Source organism: Paenibacillus sp. KS-LC4, from assembly GCF_036894955.1.
GTDB lineage: Bacteria > Bacillota > Bacilli > Paenibacillales > Paenibacillaceae > Pristimantibacillus.
In genome coordinates this window covers 1,470,970-1,489,128 of record NZ_CP145905.1, presented here as the reverse complement: position 1 = coordinate 1,489,128, position 18,159 = coordinate 1,470,970, and the positions used below count along the sequence as shown (strand labels likewise).

General features: G+C 47.6%; 18 protein-coding genes. 2 read left to right on the top strand and 16 right to left on the bottom strand.

Going from position 1 to position 18,159, the window contains the following annotated elements; translation table 11 throughout:
• Window positions 1–2: 2 nt before the first annotated feature.
• Both V5J77_RS06360 and V5J77_RS06355 read left to right on the top strand, forming a co-directional pair.
• Complete coding sequence (locus V5J77_RS06360; protein ID WP_338554935.1) at window positions 3–2,279, top strand: helix-turn-helix domain-containing protein; 2,277 nt, start codon at window positions 3–5, stop codon at window positions 2,277–2,279.
• 102 nt (window positions 2,280–2,381) lie between these two features.
• Window positions 2,382–2,927 (top strand): glutathione peroxidase, encoded by a 546-nt coding sequence (locus tag V5J77_RS06355; RefSeq protein WP_338554934.1) that lies wholly within the window; start codon window positions 2,382–2,384, stop codon window positions 2,925–2,927.
• Window positions 2,928–3,043: 116 nt separating this feature from the next.
• On the opposite strand, the gene V5J77_RS06350 is transcribed toward V5J77_RS06355, so the two are convergent.
• From V5J77_RS06350 to V5J77_RS06275, 16 genes are all read right to left on the bottom strand, one after another.
• Window positions 3,044–3,718: a TIGR00266 family protein gene (locus tag V5J77_RS06350; RefSeq protein ID WP_099516712.1), complete on the bottom strand. Its 675-nt coding sequence runs from the start codon at window positions 3,716–3,718 to the stop codon at window positions 3,044–3,046.
• A gap of 66 nt (window positions 3,719–3,784) precedes the next feature.
• The gene (locus V5J77_RS06345) at window positions 3,785–4,411 is read right to left on the bottom strand and encodes a sigma-70 family RNA polymerase sigma factor (RefSeq protein WP_338554933.1); all 627 of its coding nucleotides are present in this window, start codon (window positions 4,409–4,411) and stop codon (window positions 3,785–3,787) included.
• A gap of 46 nt (window positions 4,412–4,457) precedes the next feature.
• On the bottom strand, window positions 4,458–5,015 hold the full coding sequence (locus V5J77_RS06340) for a hypothetical protein (RefSeq protein WP_338554932.1): 558 nt from the start codon (window positions 5,013–5,015) through the stop codon (window positions 4,458–4,460).
• A gap of 453 nt (window positions 5,016–5,468) precedes the next feature.
• Window positions 5,469–6,575 (bottom strand): toxic anion resistance protein, encoded by a 1,107-nt coding sequence (locus V5J77_RS06335; protein WP_338554931.1) that lies wholly within the window; start codon window positions 6,573–6,575, stop codon window positions 5,469–5,471.
• A gap of 40 nt (window positions 6,576–6,615) precedes the next feature.
• The gene (locus V5J77_RS06330; protein ID WP_338554930.1) at window positions 6,616–7,296 is read right to left on the bottom strand and encodes a hypothetical protein; all 681 of its coding nucleotides are present in this window, start codon (window positions 7,294–7,296) and stop codon (window positions 6,616–6,618) included.
• A gap of 34 nt (window positions 7,297–7,330) precedes the next feature.
• Window positions 7,331–8,362 carry an ATP-grasp domain-containing protein gene (locus tag V5J77_RS06325; RefSeq protein WP_338554929.1) on the bottom strand — a complete coding sequence of 344 codons (1,032 nt, stop codon included), beginning with the start codon at window positions 8,360–8,362 and terminating at the stop codon, window positions 7,331–7,333.
• Window positions 8,359–9,210 (bottom strand): HAD family hydrolase, encoded by an 852-nt coding sequence (locus V5J77_RS06320; RefSeq protein WP_338554928.1) that lies wholly within the window; start codon window positions 9,208–9,210, stop codon window positions 8,359–8,361. The genes V5J77_RS06325 and V5J77_RS06320 overlap by 4 nt, the downstream gene beginning before the upstream one ends.
• Window positions 9,207–10,388, bottom strand: a complete 1,182-nt coding sequence (locus V5J77_RS06315) for a cysteine protease StiP family protein (RefSeq protein ID WP_338554927.1) — start codon at window positions 10,386–10,388, stop codon at window positions 9,207–9,209. The genes V5J77_RS06320 and V5J77_RS06315 overlap by 4 nt, the downstream gene beginning before the upstream one ends.
• Window positions 10,385–11,818 (bottom strand): phosphoribosyltransferase family protein, encoded by a 1,434-nt coding sequence (locus V5J77_RS06310; RefSeq protein ID WP_338554926.1) that lies wholly within the window; start codon window positions 11,816–11,818, stop codon window positions 10,385–10,387. Before V5J77_RS06310 ends, V5J77_RS06315 begins: the two co-directional genes overlap by 4 nt.
• Window positions 11,763–12,968, bottom strand: a complete 1,206-nt coding sequence (locus tag V5J77_RS06305) for an HpcH/HpaI aldolase/citrate lyase family protein (RefSeq protein WP_338554925.1) — start codon at window positions 12,966–12,968, stop codon at window positions 11,763–11,765. The genes V5J77_RS06310 and V5J77_RS06305 overlap by 56 nt, the downstream gene beginning before the upstream one ends.
• Before the next feature lie 156 nt (window positions 12,969–13,124).
• Window positions 13,125–13,865: a TerC family protein gene (locus tag V5J77_RS06300; protein ID WP_338554924.1), complete on the bottom strand. Its 741-nt coding sequence runs from the start codon at window positions 13,863–13,865 to the stop codon at window positions 13,125–13,127.
• Window positions 13,866–13,883: 18 nt separating this feature from the next.
• On the bottom strand, window positions 13,884–15,251 hold the full coding sequence (locus V5J77_RS06295; RefSeq protein ID WP_338554923.1) for a TerD family protein: 1,368 nt from the start codon (window positions 15,249–15,251) through the stop codon (window positions 13,884–13,886).
• A complete protein-coding gene (locus tag V5J77_RS06290) occupies window positions 15,248–15,826 on the bottom strand; it encodes a TerD family protein (RefSeq protein WP_338554922.1) in 579 nt (192 codons plus the stop codon). The genes V5J77_RS06295 and V5J77_RS06290 overlap by 4 nt, the downstream gene beginning before the upstream one ends.
• A gap of 134 nt (window positions 15,827–15,960) precedes the next feature.
• A complete protein-coding gene (locus V5J77_RS06285) occupies window positions 15,961–16,536 on the bottom strand; it encodes a TerD family protein (protein WP_338554921.1) in 576 nt (191 codons plus the stop codon).
• 36 nt (window positions 16,537–16,572) lie between these two features.
• Entirely contained in the window at window positions 16,573–17,175 is a 603-nt protein-coding gene (locus V5J77_RS06280; protein ID WP_338554920.1) for a TerD family protein, read from the bottom strand.
• Window positions 17,176–17,346: 171 nt separating this feature from the next.
• Window positions 17,347–18,114, bottom strand: a complete 768-nt coding sequence (locus V5J77_RS06275; protein ID WP_338554919.1) for a VWA domain-containing protein — start codon at window positions 18,112–18,114, stop codon at window positions 17,347–17,349.
• Window positions 18,115–18,159 lie beyond the last annotated feature (45 nt).

The following is an 18,159-nucleotide window of genomic DNA, read 5'->3' as shown; positions in this document are numbered from 1 at the left end:
CTATGAAAGCCACCGCATGGAAAAATAACGGGAAGCTCTACAGCAGGCTTCTGCTCAGCATTACATTATGTATCGTATTAACGCTGCTCATTTCGTCCTTCTTCTATTATCTTGCTTATACACGGCTGGATCTGAAGCAAGCCTATTTATCCGATGTCAGCAGCCTGACAAGGACGAGCCAGGAAGTAAACAGCATGACCGAAAGCGCCCAATCGCTTACCTTCCAGCTGTATAGGACGTTTACAATTTCCAAGCTGCTTTTTTATACGAAGCCGAATATTTATGACGTAACGGCAGCTATGAACGACTTGACCAACTACTTGAGCTCCATGCCGTTTATTGAGTCGATTTATGTATACAATTCAGCCAACAATCAATTTTACATTGCCAATCGTTCTGGGCAAAGCGGGATTTTTACCAAGGAGGAAATTTCCGATAAAGGCATTTTGCAGACGTTAGACGATTACCAGACATATAAGCCGTTTACTCCGATTCCGCGCTCCTATATGGCGGAGGCTACGGACAGCCCATTATTGCCTGGCCAGTCTTCTCCCATGCATCATGTATATACTTATTTAGGCTATGATGCGGTCGGCAAAAGCCAAACGATAAACTCAGCCGTCATCGTCAATATTTCATCGTCGTGGATTAATAAAGATATTGGCACCGTGGCAAGCGATTCACTCGGTAAATCCTTTATTATTGATGATCGCCAGCGCATGCTTTCGCGTGATACGCTTGCCCCTAAAACGCTGAGCAAGCAGGATAATGACATGCTTTCATCGCAAATTTACGGACAGCAGCAGCCGGGCTATGTCGTGGCGCGATTTGACGGTCAAAAATCGCTCATTTCCTATACATCGTCGGATGCGCTCGAATGGCAATACGTTCGTGTCACGCCTTATGGCGAAATCACCGGAAAAGTAAGTGCCATTCGCAATACGACGCTTGCCATTGCGGCCGCCATTCTCGCCATCGGCCTGCTTATTTCCTGGCTGCTGTCACGTTTGCTCTATCGTCCGATTCATCATATTATGGACAAAATGAATATGCTTGAGACCGAACGGCGCAACAGCTCCTATACAGTTAGACAAAATATTTTACGCAACCTGCTGGAAGGCACCCAGCAATTGCAGACTAAGACCCAGCTCGACAAGCTGGAGCAAAGCGGCATTACGTTCGACTTTACGAACAACTACCGCGTTGTATTAATTAAAATTGATGATTTGGAAACACTCAGGGAAACGCGAGGCAATGATTTACTCGCTTATAAATTCGCGATTATGAACATTAGCTGGGAAATTGGGCTCAAGCATTACCGAGTCGAAACGGTGGATATGAACGAAGACAGCGTTGTGCTGATGCTGGGCCGCCTTGATTCGACGGAGCAGCCGGATGACGAGCTGCTGCGGACAATGCTGCTGCAAATTCAGCAATCCAGCCTGGAATATTTGCGAATTGGCATTTCTTTGACGTATAGCCCGGAGGCACAGCAGCCTCAGCAGCTCGCCTCTCTTTATAAACAGGTGAAGGAGGCCTCGCTGCACCGCTTATTTTATGGGCATGGCTGCTTAATCTATTCGCAAAATATTATGGAGCTCAAAGCGAAGGAATATAAATTCCCTGTCGATAAGGAGAAGAAGCTGACCGATGCATTGATGGCTTCCAAAAATGTCGATGCGAAACAAATTTTCGCCTCCATTGTAGAGGAAACGGCTGAATATCCGATTCACGTCGTTCAGCTCGCCATCTCGCATTTAACGATGACAGTCAATACGATTTTGTACACGATTCATAAAAATAACAGCCTCGAAGTCGAAACCGGGCTGAATACGAATACGCCCTCCCTCGATAAATTCGAGACGGTGGAGGAAATGAACGCCTTATTTTTCACTTTGTTTGATGATATTCAAGCAAGGCTGATGGAGAAGCGCACGGTCAAGCAAAGCGATCTCATTCGTAAAATCAATGAGCTGATTGAGCGCGACTTCGCGAACTCCAATCTATGCTTGAATTGGATCGCCGAGGAGCTGGATATGTCCTCCATCTACATTAGCCGTGTTTACAAGCAGCAGACGCTGACCGCTGTCGTCGACGTCATTAATCAGGTGCGGCTTGAGCATGCCAAGGATTATTTGGAAAATACCGATTGGTCCGTCGTCGATATTGCAGACAAAAGCGGCTATACGAGCAGTTCCTATTTCCATCGCATGTTCAAGAAGAGCTTCGGCGTCACTCCCGCCGACTATCGCAAATCAAGACTCGCCCAGCATGGTTGAATGACATAGGCTAAAACTATAAGCTTTATCCCTATTATATATTAGACCTATAACTGAATATATCCTATGATAGGTTGTATAGCGCCGAAGGGAGCGATCAACTTGTCCATCTATGACTTTCAAGTAAAAACGATGACTGGTGAATGGCTCGATTGGTCAGCCTATCACGGGAAAATTGTGCTAATGGTTAATACGGCGAGTCAATGCGGTTATACCAGCCAATTTGCCGGATTGCAGCAGCTCTACGAAAAGCATCGAGAGCAGGGATTTGAGATTTTAGCTTTCCCTTGCAATCAATTTAACGACAAAGAGCCGGGCAGTGATGCTGAAGTAAAAGCCTATTGCGAGCAAAGCTTTGGCGTCACTTTTCCTCTGCTCAGCAAGGTGGATGTTCGAGGCAAAACGGCTCATCCTTTGTTTCACTACTTAGTGAGGGAAGCTCCCTTTCGCGGTTTCGATATGCTAACCCCAAACGGCAAGTGGCTGGATCAGTTTTTACGTGAAAAACACCCTGAGCTCCATGCTGGAGACGGAATCAAGTGGAATTTTTCCAAGTTTCTCATTGATCGCGGCGGTCAAGTGTCAGCTCGTTTTGAACCGACTGTGCAACCAATGGAGCTTGAAGCAGCTATTCAAGCACTGCTTTAAAAAATAAAAAGCAAGGTGCTTAGCTCGTCCACCCGAGCTAAACGCCTTGCTTTTTCTCAACCTTTGTAGGCCATCAGGCCTCAATCCGCCTATGTACCTTCGTTTTATTACTTTTGTCACTTTGGAATAAACTGATTAATCCAGCCGCCGAAGCTTTTCGGATTTCTCGTTTGAATCAAGACGACGCCTTCGCCGCGGAAGCGGCACACAACGCCTTCGCCGCTTGTAATGCTGGACAACCAGCCATTTGCAGCCTTCTCGATCCGATAATCCATATAGTCTGGCCATGCAACCAGATGTCCGTTATCAATAATAACTTCCTCGCCCGCAGCAAGCTGCACGGCATGAATCGTTCCGTAGGAGGAAAGAAACACCGTCCCTTTGCCGCTAATTTCAACAATAAAGAAGCCTTCGCCCGACAAGAAGCCTTTCGCCAGATTTTGCATCTTCGTGTTAACCTCAATGCCCGGCGTTCCAGCCAAAAAACCGTCCTTCTGCACATACAGCTTGTACGATCCATCAAGCTCAATCGACTCAATATCGCCAATCGCAGCGGAAGCTAGCAGCGCTTCACCTGGACCGCGTGTTGCAGACAGCTCTTGAAAGAAAAATTTCTCGCCGCTCAGCATTCGGCCAAGTCCGCGCATAATGCCGCCATCCAGCGTACCCTTCAGCTCAAGGTTTGGCGACATAGATACCATTGCACCCGACTCTGCTTTAATCGTCTCACCGCGTTCCAACTGCACCTTCAATAATGGAAAAGCGCCGCGGTATAAAATTTCATGTCTCATTTCAATTTACTCCTCCAATCATTCGTATTGCCTCCAGGCGTATGCCATTTTGCTGTCACCGCGCTTTTAGAAAAGCGGCCCGCCCATCATCATGCTGCTAAGAAAATTCCAGGAAGCACCACGCAAATTTAGTATGCTCCATTTTTTCTTCAATAGCTGACGCACGCGAAACAATCGTGATTTTATGGTGCCGACAGGAACCTGTGTTTCCTGGCTAATTTCGTCCAGCGACATATCGTAGAAATACCGCTTCACGACCAGCTCGCGGTCCTTATCGGACAAGCCCTTCATCACCTCGGACAGCTCCTTGGACAGCTCCTGCTCCAAATACACATGCTCCGGCCCTTTATCTAAGCTCGGCAGCGTTTCCTTAAGCGGCCATTGCGACATAAAATAATCCGGCTCCGCATCCAAAGAAACGCTGCGGCGCGTTTTGCGTTTTCTAAGCGTATCAATGCATAGGTTAATTGTAATTTGAAAAATCCAGGTCGTGAAGTTTTTGGAAGGGTCAAACTTATCGATATTCGTCAGCAGGCGAATAAACGTCTCTTGCAGGACATCCTCGCTTTCCTGACGGCTGCCAAGCATCCTATAAGCAGTTGAAAACAGCCTATCATAGTAGACCTTTGTAATTTCCGCGAAAACCAACGGGTCCTTCTCTTTGATCCGAACCGCTAACTGGGAAGCATCCATAGTTTCTCTCCAAACTTAAATAGGATAATAGACTTTAACATTGGCATTACCGAATTTTGGCGATGTCCTCGCTCGCCCTCTTATACGCCTTCACAAGCTCCTGAATTTGATTAAATTCACTGTCGCCTGGCCCAAGGCCATCCATAAACATTTTCTGCAGCACCGATTTAAAAAGGGTTGTCCGCTCCTCAATCAAGCTGCGCTCCAGCTCCAAAATTTCATCCAATGTGTGGCTATTGATGAAATCATCCAGCTCGCTCCGCTCGGCGCGGCCGCCTCCATCACCGCCATAACGCTCGCCCCGCAGCCTCTCTGGCTCCGGCATAGGCTCCTCATCCTCATAAGGATTCAAATTTACCGAGGATCGAATCGCTGATAAAATAATATTTTCTTTCGCCAGCATAATTTGGAACGATTTGTTTTGAAACAAATCACTCATGACGCTGCGACATAAATCACGATTTTTTAATAGGATGCCATCAAAGGGATGAATGGTCCAATTATCATTTGAATAAAATAAATTAAATATAAATTTCTCGCTGCCAAAAACGTATTCTACGTTTATTGTGTATTCATCCAGCATCTCAAATGAAAAATCCAACATTATCGTTCCCTCCTTACGAGCAGCAGGCCCAAAATCTTCCGATAAGTCAATTTTACCAAATGATCCGCCATTACGCTAATATTATATAAATTTCGACGCTATTCTCGCAGCTTATACATTCTTATATTTCAAGGCTAAATGACGGCAGCCGTCCATTGGCGGGCGCGTTGTGTTTCATTCCGAGAAATATAGAACAATGGCCGCATCTTCTTAAATTACAGAAAATACGGCCCTGCCCACGCTTATAATTGATTATGCCGCTCTACAATAGCCTCCACCCGTTCGCTGCTGGCAACGATCATCAACGTTATAATCAATAAGCCGAGCGTGCCTACTGCAATCAAAGACAACCATCCTCTCATTACATCGCTTTTGTTAAGCCTATGAATGAGCGGGGCCATCTATGTGTCTTGTTGCTAAAATAGAACGAGCCTTCTTTAATTTATGCGCTATTTAGCTGAGCAGCCTGTCCATTTCATTACCGCCAGCAGCTCCGCTTGAGATAGACGCTTGCGGTTGTCCACCAGTCGCAAGACCTAGACGCTTCGACATATTCTGATTAATTTGCGCCAGCTTCTCCGTATGCGTTTTGCAGGTCGCGATAATGTCACGGTTTGATTTCTCCGATGTATCGAGCGCTGTAATCAGATCGGCAATCGCCGTATTGACAGCCTCAAGCGACATCGCTGGCTTTTTGAGCAGCTCCGCTGACTTTTCTGTTGACGTTTTGAGCAGCTCAGCATTGCGCTTGAACTGGTCTTCAATCGTGCTGTTTACACTTTCTACTGCATTGGCGATTTTTAACTGATCCTCGATAGCAAGCGTAATCATCGCCGACACCGTAATTAGATTCGACGCTTTATAAATGCTGTTGTTGACTGCATCAATCAGCTTGTCGCTGTTGTCATTAACAATGTCCGTCGCGGCAACTGCCTGATTAAACAGCAATATATCCTCAGTCATCGACTGAATGCGGGTAACGACCTTACGCAGCCCACGCTCCAGATACGTTTTGCGCTGCTCATTTTCCGGCTTGGCAATTTCCGTTTCAAATAGCTCCTTGAGCTTGTTGCCCATCGCAATCTTCTCTTGCAGCGAATAAATTTCCTCAAGCGAGCTGCGCTTGAGCGTACGCATATTCACGATGCTCTCTTCAAGGCCATCCTTGCCGTCGCGCAGCCCTTGCACAATGGCATCAATATTCGTCCTTACCGACTGATATTTATAAACGTAATTTTTCACAGGCGACTTGCGGATCAGCTTGCCAATGAAGCCGACATTTTTACTTTGCTGCAAAGATTCACATTCATTACGCAGCGACAAAATCAGATTTGATACTTGGCTTGACCCACCCGACATCAGGGCAGCAACCGGACGCTCCAGCTGCTTCAGCGTCGCTCCTGCGCGCTCCTGCGTCTTAGCCCCTAGCTTGCCCATCTCGTCCATCAAGCCATCGAGCGACAGCGTATCGGCCTGAGCTACCTTCTGAATAATAACGGCCGCTTCCTGGACGGCCTTCTGCTCGTCTTCTTTTTTCAATTGAATCGTTTGTATGGACACTTTTGTACCCTCCCCCACGGATTTTCAAGCTGACATGCCTTTAAAACTCCGAGTAGTTATAGCGTTTGTGAATAACCTCCGCCTTGGTTTGCAGCTCCATCAAATCCTTATGTTCAATCGTTGCAACAATTTCCGAAATTTTTGTATTAATATCCCGCAAACCATTAAGCAAAATTCGGCGGTTTTTCGTCTTGGAGTCGCCACTAAGTCTCAAGAAGGGATTAATGACGCTGTTAAGCTCCTTGAGCACAAGCCGTCTGACCGTATGATTAATTTCATCATTGTTTAGCTCAGACAGTAGCGGCAATACACGATGCAGACGGAGAAAAAGCGAGCAGGCCTTCTCGACAATTTCATTGTCCAGCGTATTTTTCTGCCCTTCGGAAATGACCATATCCTCCAGCACCTCTAAATACTCAAGCACCGGCTCAAAGATAGGACTAATCGCTTGTGCTGGTGCAAATGCCCCGCCGCCCCCATCAGATGAAGAGGCCTGCTCAGCTTCTGGCAGCTGCCTGGGCTCTGAAGGAGCACGGGCTGGTGATGGAATCGCGTCGATAATATTCGTCTTGCGCAGCAGCCTCTTCTCATCCAGCACTACACCCGCAAGCGTAGCAGCAACAGGGATAAGCACCGTTATAAATTCTGGCAGCAGCCAGCTTGTTGCAGCGGCAATGACAAGTCCGATTGCCGCTCCGATAATCGAGCGTTTCTGAATCACTCTCTCACCCTCCAACCTGCCGTGCCGCTCGCTTCTATTCGAATGCTCTCATTCGCATGGGCTGCTCAACATGACTGGCAAGCACGCCATATTCAGGCGTCAGCTTGCCTACCGTTCCACCTAGCGCTAGCTTGACTGCCAGATAAGGAAAGTTGATGCCGCTCAGACAGGAGACATGGAGACCGCCAGACATCCGCGGATTAATCTCCAGAAGCTTGGGCACTCCATTTTTGTATTTCATTTGTATATTATAATTGTAAGGGATTTTGTACGTTTCTGAAACCCTCTGGGCAATTTCCAGCAATTCCGGCACATTGTCCAATAGGCGCAGACGACCTCCGGCTTTGCGGCGCGGAACTGCGGCAAGCAGTTCTCCGTTAGGCGCAGCCAAACAATCAATGCTATATTCAAACCCGTCAAGCAGCTCCATGACCATTAAATCGCCAAACTGCGGGACAGTCGACAAAGTACGGTACACCTCTTCAAACGACAGCGCGCGTGAAACCGAGCCGAACAAATCCGCCAGCTTGTCGCGCTCATTGTCAATGATGCGAAAGCCTTGTCCGCCTTCGCCATCCGTTGGCTTAAAGCAAACGCGATGCCCTTTTGAAGCCAATTCGTCATAGGCAGCCTTAAACAGCTCTGCCGTTGAAACGACATGATAATCGGGAATGACCATAATGCCGCTTTCGCTCACCGATTCATAAAACAGATCCTTGACCATCAGCTTGCCAAGCAGCTCCTCATCTTGACAAACGACGACTTTCACGCCTATTTCATCAAAACGCTTGATGCTCTTCACAATATCCAGCATATTCAGCCTTGGGACGAACACATCTATTTTGTGCCTCAAACAGAATTCAATGCAAAAATCAACGTAAGCCTCGCCTTGGACAGACGGCTCAATCTCCGCCACATCGCAAGCTTGCAGCGACATATGCTTCGGATCGGCATGTGTGCCATACAGCTCAAAGGCTGCACCATCGCTATTGTTGCGAATCGCATTCATATAATGATAAGCGACCGAAAACCAGCGGTTGAACCATACTTTTGTTACGTTGCTCATACGTTTGCCTTCCTTTCGAATGCCGCTGCTGTCTTAAGCTCAGCCATGACGGTCGATACAAAGTCCAAAATTTGCTGCGAAGCCATAATGCCCGAATTCGTTGTAAAGGTGTAAGCCCTATTTCCTGGCTCACGCTGCTCCTGACGATATAGCTCGCCATGTCTTGGCGCAATGGCATGACTTGCCGCATCAAGCAGACACTGGTCGAGCAAGGAATCGCCGGAGGCCGCAACGACCGTCGCTCCAAGCTGCTGCTTCAAATGCAAGAGCGCCGCGCTTTTGCTCACCTCGTTCGGCACGAGATAAATTTTGCGTCCTTGAACGGACACTTTCCAGCCCAGCGCTGTAATTCGTTCCACAGCACGACTCACCTGCTCTGTCGGCATCCGCTCACGATCAATAACGTAGGCGTAAAAAAGCTCGTCGCAATAACGCGCCCCATGAATCCAATCGCTGGTGGCCACCTCATCAAAAATCGCTTTTATTTCCGCCGCCGGAGCTGCGCTAGCCGCAATGAGCTTCTGAATATGCAAGCTCCATGCTTCGTCCTGCACCCCATTTACTAAAATATTGCCGCCATTGCTAGTGATCGCATACGTTGGCGCTATATGGTCTCGAAACAGCTCAATTCGCTTGTACTGCTCTATCGTCCGGGTCGTCACCGGTATAAAATGAACCTCCTGCGCAATAGCTTGCAGCAGCGGAAGCATATCCGTCAAAAAATACGACAGCACTTGACCATCCTTCGTTTCTGCAGGCATTACAACACCCGAGCCCTCCGCATTTACCAGCCCCATTGATCTCGTGGAATAAATGAGCGTCTGATCAAGATCACTGGCGAAAATCATACAGCTTCCTCCTCGGCGGAAGCTGCACTCTCCGCCTTCTTATTTTTCGGTTTAATAATGCCGCAGCAGGAATAAGTCAGCTCGGGAAACACTTCCACCGGAACGCCGCGATCGCTTGCGAGAAGTAAAATATGCTGGAGCCCCGGATTATCCAGACGGTCAACGAGAATTTTCCAAGGCACGCGCCGCAGCAGCACCCGTGTCGTCTCCCCTACGCCCGGCTTCACTAAGTTAATATCCTCGATGCCGTAAAGCTTCTGAATGGCCTTAATATCCTTCAGTCCCTGCCAAGTGGCTAATGCCTTCTCATCCATCAGCTTTACAGCTTCCTGCTTCGCCTGCTGCGCTATTTTGCTAAAATAAGCGGATATCGTATCAATAAAATGATTCGATAGGTCTTCCTTCACCCATTCCTTATAAAACTTCGCTCCGTGAAAATCATCCGGGCCAATAATATCGGCCCTCAACACCGTGCGGCTCATCAGACCGGACACGGTAGAATTAAGGCAGGCACTCGGAATGAGGAAATCCTCGCGTGTACCGAATATACTTGTACTGCATGCAGGATCGGCCAGTACCGCCAGCTCCGCATCCAGCTCGATTCCATACTTCTGCTTAAAGGTTCGACAGGCTTCAAGCAGAACCTGGGTAATCGCCCCTTTGCCCGTCCAACCATCGACGAATTGAAGCTTCGCTTCGGGGCCATGCTGCTGCAAAATGTAGAGCAGCGCATTTTCATCAATGCCCTTGCCGCGGATAATAGAGATGCTGTAATGGGGCACATCGAGCCCAAACGTCTCTTCTATGTAGCGCTTCATAAGAATGCCAATAGGCGTGCCCGCTCGCGCTAAAGAAACAAGTACCGTATGCTTGCCGCTGCGTTTGATTACCTGCTCGGCTACGATGCCCGCAGCAAGTGCAACCCGCTGCGCAGACTCCGTCAAGGTCTGGTGAAACAACTTAATGTATTCTGGTGTTGGCTGATATTCGACAGGCAGCATTTCTGAATAATGCACGCCGGATTGAATCGCTTCCTCGCGATCCTCCGTCCCCCGCTCCAACTGCACATCGCTCAAATCCTTCAATAGAAAAACGACGTCGGAAGGCTTATAACTGCCAAGCGGCTTCGGAGCTCCGATTGGTTTTTGCAACCGTTGTTCAAGCAAGCTTCTGCTCATGCCATTTCCTCCTTATGACTGCCCTTTGATGGACCGCAAATAATGACGTTAATCTGCTTAAATCCACATGTTTGCAGCGCCGACAGCAAGGGGGCAAAACGTTCCTCTGGCCAATCGCGCTCTGCAAAAATAAAACAATCGTCGTATTGCGAGACACCGACATTATAAAAAAAGTTGCGCACCTGCTCATCTTCCGGTGATGGAAACGCTTGTCCCGACTTAATCGCATAATCTGGCTTGTTAATCGGATGCACAGGGCTTCTCGTCGTTGAATGGTAAAATACACCTTGCCCCAGCTCCGCTGCTATTCGCATCGGAATATACATAAACTCGCCCGTGCCCAGACATAATGTGCGTTCTCCCACCCGCATACTTCTCAGCTGAGCTCCAGTCGCTGCAATGCTTGCATCAAGCGTTCCATTATCGCTGGAATGAACGCCGAAGCGTCCCGTTCCTGCCACATAAGGCGAAGCATTCACCACTCCCGCTGAATCAACCGAGCTGTAGGATGCAAGCTCGAACAGCTCGTCCAAATACATTTTATTCAGGCGACCGCTTGCTGACGCCTCAGCCCTCGTCTGTGCACTGGCCGCTACCTGCTCCGGCGAGCTTCCTTTCGCTTCGATAGCACCCTTCATTAGCGACAAAACCTCAATGGATACGCCAAGCTCCAGCGCGGCTTCTACAAAACGCTGCTCATCCGCTTCTGTTCTCCAATCGAGCAGCGAAGCTACTATATATTGTTGACGGGGAAATTGCCTTTGGATATCCCGTATTATATTCAAGGCTGTTTTACCAGTCGTGAGCTCATCATCGACGAGAACGATTGGCTCTTTACCGTTAAAAAAAGCAGCATCCAAGGCGTAGCAGCGATGGGCCACTGCGTGGGAATGCTCCTCTTCAAAGCTAATGAGCGATTCCATCGCCGGAATCTGCTCTCTGGTCGTGTGAAGATACGTGCAATTCGCACTGAACACGCGAAACATGCTGTGACCAAGCGCAGTTGCTGTTTCAGCAAAACCGATGAACAACGCCTGTTCAGGCAGCTTAAGCTTTGCGTCAATCACTTGATGATAAACCTGCTCAGAACGCTCCGGTTTAGTCAAGCCTTCGATGGCAGCAGCAAGCAGTTCATTAGCCAGCCTATGCTGCTGCTCGTCCTGAGCGTACCGTTTATAAAGCAGCAGAGACAAAGCCGAACCGCTTAGCAGCGAAGTATAAGGATTAACAGGCAGATGCTTGCCCAGCACTTTGCTGACAAACAGAAAGGCCCGCTTCTTGTTCATCCGCGCTGCCATAGCAAACAGCGTATCCGGCGATAACCCGAATGGGTTTGCTGTCACCGTAACCGTAACCTTAAGATTATCTAAAATGTTATACGTATGCTTGCTCTTGGCTTGCGAGTAAGGCGATAAAATGTTGTTCTTCATGCAGCACCCCGTATATTTTTGATCTTGCAATAACTCGATTAGCCCAATTCATATGGGGTTTTACTTCATTCATCTTATTGGCATAATCGCTCTTAAGTACACCAATATAGCCATTTTGGCTAGCTATAATGCTTTGAGCATCCATGTATTCCTCATAAGTAACGGCATAGAGGGATTGCACCGGACGAATATGCGACGGGTGAATAATGGTTTTGCCAATAATGCCGTTTTCCTTGTCCATCATGACCTCACGCAGTAAACCATCCGTTTCGGGTGCCGCTGACTGCCGGAGTGGCCAGCGCTCGCCTCTACCTGACGACTGCTCCGGCTGCAAAGGAAACAACGAGGGAACAGGAGCCTGCTTGCTGCTTGAAAAATATTCCCATACCGGTCCCGAGATGACATAAGAGGAGTCTACTCGGCCAAATACATTTATAATATCCGCCATACAATCGCGAACAGGCAAAATATCGTATATCGTCATCGTTTTGCTGCGACGCAGCCCAAACAAGCTGGAGAAGTCTGTCGCTCCAATACGGACGTTGAGTACATAACGCTTATAACGATCCAGAAGCTGCTTAATCGCCAGCAATTCCTCCATGCGAGACTCGCGATAAATAATAGCAGGAGTCTCTAATATAGGAAGCCCATAAAGCACGGGTGACCCCTCGCTCTGCTGACAGTTAAAAGCCGCAATCTGGCTAAAATAAGCCTCGCCATTTGCTGCTGTAAATTTAGGAAAAATAAAGCCGGTAATGAGGCTTATCTTTTCTTCCAGCCGTTCGATCATGCGGGCGAGCTGCTGCGCGCTGCGAATGCGAATGAATAGGAGAGGAAGATGCTCACGTGATAACGATCCAATTTTCAAAAAAGAGGATAACCGGAAAATTTGCTGCAGCAAAGAGTCCTCCGCCATTTCCACCAATTGGTCGCCAACCGCATCCTCCAGATCAATGACCATCGTCGTCAAACCTTCATGCTTGCGGTTTAAAATGTCTTCGGAAATCGTTTGGCGGGTAGCCGGACAATATAAAGCAGCTCCGACGGCATAAGCGAGTAGCTCCCGCTCCGTCGTATGATCAAATGGGGTAGGTGCCGAGAAGAAAACCGCTTCTTCTTCCTCCCAGGTAAAATAATCAAAGTATCGCATTCCGGTTTCCTCCTGATTCATTCCAGTAATCGACACTGTTCCAATTACTCGGCCCCGATCGCCAAATACGCGATCTATTCATAAAAAAATAATCCCCCCTTTAACCAGGAGGGATTAAGGGATCATTACCCGCATAAACCGCTATATAAACATGGTCTAGTTGCTGTTTGAAGTACCCTTCTTTTGTCTCATCAGGCTAAATACGATTGTACCGCCGAATAGAAGACCAATCAGAGCGAAGAAATAAAGGTGAGGGATTTCGATATGGAAGGCCCCCAAAATCATTTTAACTGCAATCAGCGCAATGAGGAAAAATGCCGTTTTTTCCAGCTCAGGAATTTTCTCAATCAGCTTGAGGAATACTTGGGCCACGCCGCGCATCATCAGAACGCCAAGAATACCGCCAAGGAACAATACCCATACTTCCTTGCTGACGCCAAATGCCGCGATAACGCTATCGATACTGAATGCAATATCCATTAATTCTACAGCGATAACCGTTCTCCAGAAAGATTGCCCTTTGTTTTCAACACTGTCTTCGCCGCCGCCCTTGAACAAGCCTTTATAAGCGATGTACAAGAGATAAGCTGCACCTAGGAATTTGACGGCTGTGAACGTAACCAAATAGGTACCAAAACCAATCGCCAGAAACCTGAAAATATAAGCGCCCAAAATACCATAAAACAAAGCTCTCTTCTGCTGCTCCTTCGGTAAATGCTTAACCATAACCGCGAGCACAAGCGCATTATCGGCGGACAAAAGTCCTTCCAATATAATCAGTGTTCCAATAATTCCCCAGCTGACAGGGTCGGAGAGAGTAGTTACTACTGCATTCCAATCAAAGAAATGCCCGTAGTTCTCCACAATGCTTGTGAAAAAATTCGTTAGCCAGTCCACTTCATTCTAACCTCCATTTTATTTGCTTCCTGCAACCCAGCTGAGACCCCAATCGAATGCGCTATCAAGCTTCCGATGTCCTTCAAAGTACCGAACAATTCGTTCAATGCTGAACGTTTCATTGTTCACATTCGTAATCATTGCAATTGCACACATGGCCTGTCCATTATCGTATTCATCCAGCTTTACGACAATATCCGGGCCGCCCTTCTGGCTTAGCGTAACGACCCCGTCAGCCTCAGACCAGCGCGTTACCCCTTTGTAAATAAAGGTAAAAATGAGCAGTCGCTTGATTTCTTTAATTTTCTCTCCGTTTATCCGGATATTTTCGCCCGTCGTTACGGAGCCTGTCCGATCATCACCATCAAGCATGACGTACGGCGCCCTGTTCAAGGAACCGAAGCTGTTGCCAAGCGCCTGAATTACGCCTTTGCTGCCATCCTTCAACTCATAAAGGCAAGCAAGGTCAAGATCAATACCCGTACGTTTGAACAATCCGCCGCCTGCTTTTTGGTTCCAATTAAGGTTAACCAAAATTTCGCCCAAACCGCCGTTTTGCTTCGTCAAATTAATGACGTCGCCTTTCTTTTTCAGCTCAATTTTGGAAAAATTGATCTTCGGCGCTTCTGAAGTCGACTGCTGCGAATTTACAGGTGCAGATGGTGGTGTAGGTGTAGAGCCAGGTCTTGGTGGAATGACGATGCGCGAGCCTTGCGTCTCCTGTGGTTTAGGAGGTGCTGGCGGGATCAGTGGATTCCGCGGTGCAGAAGACGTCTGCGATGCAGGCGGTACTGGCGGCGCAGGAGGAGGAGTTGGCGCTGCAGGAGCTTTGGGCTCATCCTTTACCTCAATGCCATAGCTTCCGCATAGGTCTTTCAGTCCGCCGGAATAACCGGCCCCTATCGCATTAAATTTCCACTCCTGATTGTACCTGTATAGCTCACCGATGACAATTGCATTTTCCACCGTAAACGGATCACGCAGGTCATAACGAATAATCTCCTGACCCGTGCTTTCATTCAGGAAACGTATGTATAGGCCGGCTACTCCGCTAAACTGCTGATTCCGTTTGTCGCCATCGTAAATCGTAAGCGTTATTGCGATTTTCTCAATCGCAGTGTCTGTACGGGAAAGATCAATCTTGAACTGCTTGCGATCGTTGCCGCCCGGCGATTCGACATATGATAAAAAAGCATTCGATGGATTGCCGTAAAAAAGCAAATCATTGTCGCTTCGCACCTTCCCGCCTGCAGCTAGCAAAAACGCGGAAGTATCAATTTCAAAGGAGGAAGGGGCTGACCATCCCAGGGCAACCGTAATCCGGGTTAAACCCGGATTAGACTTGGTTACATCAGCTTTCTGCCCCTTTACGAGCGCTACCGTCATACCTCTAGGCCGTAATTACGGCAAAGATCAGCTAAACCGCCAGCAAAGCCGCTGCCAATTGCTTGGAATTTCCAATCGTTCTCATGGCGGTAAAATTCACAGAATACAACAGCTGTTTCTGTCGAAAACTCTTCGCCAAGGTCAAAACGAAGCACTTCATTGTTGTTCGCCTCATTAACTACTCGTACGAAAGCGCTACTCACTTGACCGAAGTTTTGTTGGCGTACAGGAGCATCATGAATCGTTACCGTTATGCCGATACGCCCAATATGTGCCGGAACTTTACTGAAGTCGATAATGATTTGCTCATCGTCGCCTTCGCCTTCGCCCGTACGATTATCGCCTGTATGCAGCACAGCCCCGCCGTATGTTTCTCTATTGTTGTAGAAAATAAAATCCTCGGCTCCCTTTGCCTTTCCATCAGAATGGAGCAAAAACGCAGAAGCGTCAAGGTCAAACTCGCTGCCGCCTGCATATTTATTCGTATCCCAGCCCAGACCGACAACTACTTTGGTTAATCCTGGATTTGTTTTTGTGAGATCAATACGTTGGCCTTTTGACAAGTTAATAGACATATGATTTCCCCGCTTTCTTGAAGAGTAATGTGATAGAGGTTGGAACGTTAGAAAAAAGCTGTAAAGGGGCTTGCCCCCTTCCCCGCCATATCGCGCTAGGAAAAGAGAGCCTGCCCCTGCTTTTATTTTAAATGTTAGTTCAAGCCGTAGTCGCGAGCCAGACCGCCCAAGCCGTCTTTATAGCCGCTTCCGATTGCGCTGAACTTCCATTCGCCGCTGTGACGATACAGTTCGCCTACAACAACACCGGTTTCGATCGAGAAATCTTCGCCAAGATCGAATTTAATCAGCTCTTCGCTGCTTGCTTCGTTCACAATGCGGATGTATGCATTGGAAACTTGTCCAAAATTCTGGTTGCGAGCTTCCGCATCGTAGATTGTAATTGCGAAAGCAATTTTCTCTACGTTTGCTGGTATTGCAGCCAGTTCTACCTTGATTTGCTCATCGTCTCCGTCGCCTTCGCCGGTACGATTGTCGCCTGTATGTACGACTGAACCATTCTCGTTGGATGTATTGTTGTAGAATACGAAGTTTTTCTCGCCTTCTACTTTACCCGAAGCTGCCAAGAGGAATACCGATACGTCGAGGTCAAACTGGCCGCCGCCGTCATATTTATTAGTGTCCCAGCCCAGACCTACCAAAATTTTGGAAAGTCCTGGATTTGATTTCGTCAAGTCTACTTTTTGACCTTTGGATAAGTTAATTGCCATTGTCAAAGACCTCTTTTCATTTATATGGGATGGGTATTATTTGTATCGCGCCGCCAAAATATCAATATGTGGCGCATGTGCCCCTTCACCGATAGCGTTGAATTTCCATTCGCCATTGTGACGGTAAAGCTCGCCTGCAATAAGAGCGGTCATGCCGGAGTAATTATCCGTCAAATTAAACTTTACCAGCTCTTGCATATTATTTGCATTTAAGACCCGGATATAAGCCGAGCGAATCATGCCGAAATCCTGCTTTCTTGCTTCTGCTTCATAAATGTTGACAACGACTAAAATTTTCTCCACATCAGCTGGCACTTTCGCCAAGTCGATGCCGATTTGCTCGTCATCACCATCGCCTTCACCCGTAATATTATCACCCGAGTGAATAACCGAGTTGCAGACACTTTGCTTATTATAGAAGCAAATGAGGCTTTCACGGCTTGCCAGCTTTCCGCTTGCATTCAGCATCAGTGCTGAAGCGTCACAGTCAATGTTAGCCGCCTGCTTCCTGCCTAATCCGAAAAAGCTTTTTTTCTCTTCTACCGCAGGGTCCCAGCCAAGACCAACCATAAGCTTGGTAAGACCGGAGGCTCCTTTGGTCAAATCGATCTTCTGTCCCTTAACCAGATTAATACTCATGTTCGAGGTCACCTCCTTCCCACATCAGACGAAGCAGCTTCGTCATCCGTGGTGTTCGTTTTCATTCTACCTTTTCTACGAATGCAGCGCCCAACAAGTTTCAGAGAATTTTAGAGAATCGTATAAAGATTTTATGAAGGAAAGAACGTTCTGGATTAATCTGTCATTTATTCAAAATAACTGTTTAGCTTTTGCTTCCTTAAGCCATGTCGGGAATTCGACGAGCAGGCTGTCATACAAATCGTCGTCGGAAATTTTATCGAGGTTTTTCACCTTGAGGAAATTCGCATTGTCGATATAACGGCCATCCAAATTGTCCAGCTCGTCCAGAAAATAGAAGCGCTCATTGCCAATGCCGACAAATTGGAAGAATATGCCTAGGCGTGACAAGCCGCGAATCAGCTCGCGCGTCTCCTCTTTGTCAGAATTGTCCCCGTCTGTGAAAAAAAGGACATACACGGGAGGATCATTTTTAACTTTGGATGCATCTATTTCATATTCCGTACGGCTGCCCAAGCCTAGAAAACCACCCTTGCGGGTAAGCTTCAGCGCCCCTGGATAATAAAAGTCCGCGATCTGCCTCATGACGCCCGCATATTGCGTGCCCATCTCAAGCTTGTGCTTGCTCGTAATTTCCCGCTCTACAAATTGATAAAAATTCGCTTGATAGATTTCCCCAATTTCATGGTTGCTCAGTCCGAATGCGAATACATCCGCCGCTCCGTTATCATCAAAATTCATCGCCAGCGCAAGCGCGCGCTCCGCTGTTTTTTGAATAATGCCGCTTCTGTACAAATTCGTCATTGAGCCGGAAATATCGAACACGGCTGCTACCCGGGCAACCTGCCCATCAAGCCCCCGCTTAGTTAATGAAATCGTAGCTTTCTTCTTCAAATCAATTAAATGGTCTTCCGCTTGCTTCCTTAGATCAATACTCAAAGAGATCCCTCCTTAGCTTGATACTATTAACTATATCAAATCTAA